Annotated in this window: 3 protein-coding genes; all 3 read left to right on the forward strand. The window is 42.5% G+C overall.

Translation table 11 applies throughout. The features are described 5' to 3' along the window. Window positions 1-785: 785 nt before the first annotated feature. Window positions 786-1,922: a 4-phosphoerythronate dehydrogenase gene (locus tag H5202_RS17650; RefSeq protein WP_182773228.1), complete on the forward strand. Its 1,137-nt coding sequence runs from the start codon at window positions 786-788 to the stop codon at window positions 1,920-1,922. A 189-nt stretch (window positions 1,923-2,111) separates the two neighbouring features. Next, on the forward strand, window positions 2,112-3,128 hold the full coding sequence (locus tag H5202_RS17655; protein WP_182744715.1) for an aspartate-semialdehyde dehydrogenase: 1,017 nt from the start codon (window positions 2,112-2,114) through the stop codon (window positions 3,126-3,128). 290 nt (window positions 3,129-3,418) lie between these two features. Beyond that, window positions 3,419-5,232, forward strand: a 1,814-nt coding sequence (locus tag H5202_RS17660; RefSeq protein ID WP_336244809.1) for a FimV/HubP family polar landmark protein, incomplete at its 3' end; no start/stop codon positions are given.

Here is a 5,232-nt window from a genome sequence, read left to right on the forward strand (position 1 = left end):
CTTCATTTCGATAACATCCACTACTACGTCATTCCGGTAGCGCTTTTGAGCCGGAATCCAGGTGTTAATGCTTTACGCTTTAACGATCTCATGCAACAAACCAAGCAACACCTGGATCCCCGATAAAAGCATTCGAGGATGACGAGCTGTGAAGTAAGGATCGCTACCACAAGGCATTAGGAACCCACTACTACGTCATTCCGGTAGTGCTTTTGAGCCGGAATCCAGGTGTTAATGCTTTACGCTTTAATGATCTCATGCAACAAACCAAGCAACACCTGGATCCCCGATAAAAGCATTCGAGGATGACGAGCTGTGAAGTAAGGATCGCTACCACAAGGCATTAGGAACCCACTAGCACGTCATTCCGGTAGCGCTTTTGAGCCGGAATCCAGGTGTTAATGTTTTACGCTTTAAAGATCGCATGCAACAAACCAAGCAACACCTGGATCCGTCCCGGTAGCGTTTCTGAGCCGGGATAAAAGCATTCGAGGATGACGGGCTGATTGCTTCATTTAATTAACGCCCACTACTGCTTCATTTCGATAACATCCACTTACGTCATCCCGGTAATGCTTCTGAGCCGGGATCCATTCTTGGCTTTAGCTTTTCATTCAATAGAGCCATTGTCGCTTTGCTGTTAGGGGCTATAGCATCCAAGCCAACAGTTGGACTCCCAATAACCGATCTTAGGAATGACGGAGTGGGTGAGTTTGGTATAAGATACTAGTTATAAAAAAACGCGATGTGATGTCGTTAAACTCGCAGTGAATAAGATACCCCCAATGAAAATAATTGCCGATGAAAACATGCCTTATGTTGATGCCTTATTTGGTTATTTAGGCAAGGTTGAATATGTAAATGGCCGAACGTTGACGCCTAAACAAGTCGAAGATGCTGATGTGTTATTGGTGCGTTCGGTGACCAAAGTGAATGCAGCGTTAATTAAAAATGCGGATAAACTTAAATTTGTAGGTAGCGCGACAATTGGTACCGATCATATTGATGTTGATTATCTTTCGTTACGCAATATTTACTTTACTAATGCTCCTGGGTGTAACGCGACTGCAGTGGGTGAGTATGCATTTATTGCCATGCTGGAGTTAGCGCAACGTTTCGGAGAGTCTCTAGCCGGTAAAGTCGTAGGGATTGTGGGTGCAGGTAATACCGGCACCGCAGCCGCTAAGTGTATGCAAGCTTATGGGCTAAAAGTGTTGTTGTGCGACCCTATTAAAGCATTACAAGGTGATACCCGAGAGTTTGTGTCACTAGACACTATTATTGAGCAGGCTGATATTATTAGTTTGCATGTGCCTATTACTAAAGATGGTGATCATAAAACCTGGTATCTGTTTGATGAAGCTCGACTCAATCAGTTAAAGCCCAATACTTGGTTACTAAATTGCTGTCGAGGCGAGGTGATTGATAACCGAGCGCTGATCAAATTTAAACAGCAACGCGATGATGTAAAGCTGGTGCTTGACGTATGGGAAGGTGAGCCTAATCCTATGGCCGAGTTAGTCGCCTTGGCAGAGTTTGCCACACCACATATTGCTGGCTATAGCCTTGAAGGCAAAGCCCGCGGTACGTTTATGTTGTATCAAAAATGGTGTGAATTACTCGATTTTCCGGTAAAAAAATCATTAGAGAGTTTATTACCGACATTTCAATTTAACCAAATTGTCAGTCAAGGTGATTTAACCGAAAGCCAATTGTTGAAATTGTCGCGTTTAGTTTATGACTTACGTGACGATGATTTTAGGTTTAGAGGCTGTTTTTCAACGGCTACAGGTTTTGATTTAATGCGTAAAAATCATACCTATCGTCGAGAATATAGTGCTATCTCGTTAACGCAATCTGTGGACTATTTATCTGATGGTGCGATTAATCCACCGATGTTGAGTGCTTTAGGCTTTAATTAATTACTTTGATTAAATAACGCTAATATAGCCAGTAAAGCGACAGATTGAGGCTAAAAAACAGTAATTTTAGCCAGTTGAGAAAAAATCACTTCAAAGTCGGCTTTTTTAGTACATTAAGCCTAGTAAAACACAACTAAACTAGGGTAGATTGATTGTTCAAACTGGATAATATGGAGTCGAGCGTTAATTATGTCTCAGGAATTTAATGTAGTCGTTTTAGGTGCATCGGGCGCAGTGGGTCAAACTATGATTGAGATCCTCGAGCAGCGTAATTTTCCGGTTGCTAAGTTGTTTCCATTAGCGAGCAGTCGCAGTGCTGGCGAAACGGTCAGTTTTCACGGTAAACAAGTTGAAATTCTTGACGTAGAAACGTTTGATTGGACCCAAGCACAAATTGGCTTCTTTTCTGCTGGTGGTGATGTGTCTGCTAAATGGGCGCCGATTGCGGGTGACGCCGGTTGTGTTGTTATCGATAACACCTCACATTTCCGTTACGACGTAGACGTGCCACTGGTGATACCTGAAGTTAACCCAGAAGCCATTGCAGATTTTCGCAATCGCAATATCATCGCCAACCCTAATTGTTCAACGATTCAAATGTTAGTGGCACTTAAGCCCATTTATGATGCATTTGGTATTTCACGTATTAACGTGGCGACCTATCAGTCTGTGTCGGGCACCGGTAAAAAGGCGATTGATGAGCTAGCGGGTCAAAGTGCTAAATTATTGCAAGGGTTACCGTCTGAGCCGACTGTTTATCCAAAGCAAATTGCCTTTAACGTATTGCCTCAAATTGATGTGTTTATGGAAAATGGCTACACCAAAGAAGAAATGAAAATGGTGTGGGAAACGCAGAAAATTTTTGGTGATGACGAAATCGTTGTTAATCCAACGGCTGTGCGTGTGCCTGTTTTTTATGGTCACTCTGAAGCTATCCATATTGAAACTCGTCAACCTGTTGATGCAGAAGATGTTAAAGCTGTTTTACGTAATGCTCCAGGCGTAGAATTGTTTGATGATGATAGCGAATATCCAACAGCGGTAACTGAAGCCGCAGGTAATGATCCTGTTTATGTTGGTCGTGTTCGTAAAGATATTTCACACTCTCACGGTATAAATTTATGGGTTACTGCCGATAACATTCGTAAGGGTGCTGCATTAAACAGCGTACAAATTGCCGAGATCTTGATTAGAGATTATTATTAATTACGCGCTAACTATGTGTAATGACTTAATCAACAACGCGATTTAGTTTAAAAAGCCTGCAATGCGCAGGCTTTTTTGGTTTTACTTAGCCCAATAGTAGCAGGTGTGGTGAATCTAGTTTATAGTCGTAAACATATCATTTTTAACATCAATAACATTCAAATTGCCTGCGAAACTGGCCCTCCATGGATGTGATTAGATATAGTAAACGACCATAATACTAACGATAAAAATTGCCTAAAGCCTGTTGCCAACTCGGTAACTCAATAGCGCTAAAAGGGAAGGATGGGATGACTTTGCGTACTTCATATATTGTGGGTTTGATTGCCTGCACAGCGGTTGGTTTAACCAGTGTACAAATTTTTGAGCCTGTACAAGCAGAAACGCTCAAAATTACTGGGCCTAATGGCGAGGTTAAACAACAAGCGAAACGGCAATATGGTCCGACGACATCAAGAGATACGTTTTGGAGTATTGCGCAAAAAGTCAGACCCAGTGATAAGGTCAGTGTTTATCAAGTGATGGCGGCGTTGTTCGACGCTAATCCACATGCTTTTAGTGGCAATAATTACAATACATTAGAGCGAGGGATGATATTACTCGTTCCTTCTGCCGATGTGATGGCTGCCATACCCAATGATGTTGCTAAACGCCGAGCAGAACAAGATGATCGCCGTGTTAACACACAAACTCAGCCTCGTGCTGTTATTAGTAGACCTATACAAGTTCAAGCTCCTATAGTCGAAACGCCTAAAAAGCCGACTGCTGCAAAACCACTGCAAATAGTACAACAAACACCTTCTGTAGCAGTACAAACCAAAGCGATTAAAGAAGCTAACGCTGTTGTCGTAAATGATCTCAATAGCACCCTAGACGAAGCCAATTCAAAAACGCTAATGCTCACAGATGAGCTGGCGCGAGCACAAGATGAATTGATGGTCAGCAACGCTGACAATCAAGTGTTGAAGAATAAAATTGAACAAATGTCATTAAACATTTCGTCGCTTGAAGAAGATTTACAACTATTACGCGAAAAATATGAAGGTTTAACCCAAGAAAATCAAAAACTCATAGACCAAGCTGATAACGCTGAACCCGTTATAGAGCAACCTACAGACTTTTGGCGCAGCCTAATGGATAACACCATTTTGTTGGTCCTTGTCGCTTCGATTCCTTTGCTCATTATTTTTGGACTGATTTTCTGGTTACTCAGTCGCCGTAATAAAAAAGCTCAACAGTCTGAAATAGAAACAGTCACCAAATCTGAACAAGAGCCTGTGTCTGCAACAGGCATAGATGATTCGGATGATATGGTGGTCCATCTAGATGACGATGATGAATCAATTGATGATCTGTTGAATTTAGATAGCGCAGATTTACAGCCTGAAATCCAAATGAGTGGTGATACTGAGATTGAAATGGCGTCAGATATGTTCATTGGCGAAAAAGAGCCTGAGGACGAAGAAGGTACCTCGTTAGATGATTTATGGGCCGAGGCCATGGACAGTCAAGATTCTGATCTTGAACCTCTTGAAGATGATGATGATCTTGACAACTTGCTGGCTGGATTAGATTCTGACGACTCTCTCAAAGATGAAAACGATACGCTAGATGCATCTGCGGAAGATGATATTGACTCACTATTAGCTGAGTTTGATATGCAGGCCGAATCAGCCGTTAACCCGAGTAGCATAGCGGCGAAAGATGATATTGACTCGCTATTGGCTGAGTTTGATATGCCAGCAGAGGCAGATGATGTTGTTGAAGAGTCTATAAAATCTGCCGACACCAGCATGGATGATGATATTGATTCGCTATTGGCTGAGTTTGATATGCCTGCAGAGGCAGATGATGTTGACGCCGCAGCAGAAAAACCAGCCGATACCAGCACGGATGATGATATTGACTCACTATTAACTGAGTTTGATATGCCAGCAGAGGCAGATGCTGTTCCCGTTGCCGCAGCAGTACAATCTGCCGACACCAGCACAGATGATGATATTTCCTCACTATTGGCTGAATTTGATATGCCTGCAGAGGCAGATGATGTTGACGCCGCAGCAGAACAACCTGCCGACACCAGCATGGATGATGATAGTGACTC

This window comes from Shewanella sp. SG41-4 (genome assembly GCF_014164505.1).
GTDB lineage: Bacteria > Pseudomonadota > Gammaproteobacteria > Enterobacterales > Shewanellaceae > Shewanella.

What these genes read in the sequence shown, in the direction of transcription:
- H5202_RS17655 (WP_182744715.1), top strand. Translation starts at nt 2,112, where the DNA reads ATGTCTCAGGAATTTAATGTAGTCGTTTTAGGTGCATCGGGCGCAGTG.
- H5202_RS17650 (WP_182773228.1), top strand. Translation starts at nt 786, where the DNA reads ATGAAAATAATTGCCGATGAAAACATGCCTTATGTTGATGCCTTATTT.